1 pseudogene is annotated in these 584 nt (G+C 44.9%); it reads right to left on the bottom strand.

The annotated features are described in order from the left end of the window. Positions 1-76: 76 nt before the first annotated feature. Positions 77-584 (bottom strand): annotated as a pseudogene (locus AB4585_RS22710) (hypothetical protein); the annotation flags it as partial.

Below are 584 nucleotides of genomic sequence, written 5' to 3'. Positions count from 1 at the left end.
GACTCTTACACTGCTACTTTTCATGTTCGTATCACTCACTAGTATCTCTCAATACTATGATACGACACGATTTCGTTTATTTCTCAGGCGCCAATAGGTTTCTAATCAGATAGCCACTAGCATTTCGGTAACCCATGCTTATTTCAAACATAGCCTGAGCTGGGTTTTCATTAAACTGAGCCACCATATCTCGCACATCTTGCTCATCAAGTCGCGAGAACCGATCAGATAGTAATGAAACCTTTTCACTGTTCTGAGCGATCATATCGCCCACCAGCGCAAATCTATTAGCCAGATGCTCTTCTGTCCTTCTCACGACCGCTACTCGCGATTCATCAGCGAGACTAAGACCCAGAACATCTTCTACAGTAACACTCTCAGTAAGCACACCTACCTGTATAGGCTGGCCCTGAGCATATCGTTTACCTTCACCAAGAATGGCCACCTGACCGTCCCACGTACGCCAGACCTCATCAGGAACACCAATAACAAAATCGCCATTCTCTTTAAAAGTCAGCTCAAAGTTATCCAAACCGAACAAGTAAACGAACCGCGATTTCTTATCTTCAGTGCGCTCTGTACGT

The sequence above is a fragment of the Vibrio sp. 10N.222.49.C9 genome (assembly GCF_041474985.1).
GTDB classification, from domain to species: Bacteria; Pseudomonadota; Gammaproteobacteria; order Enterobacterales; family Vibrionaceae; genus Vibrio; species Vibrio crassostreae_C.
This window is presented reverse-complemented; position numbering and strand designations above follow the sequence as displayed.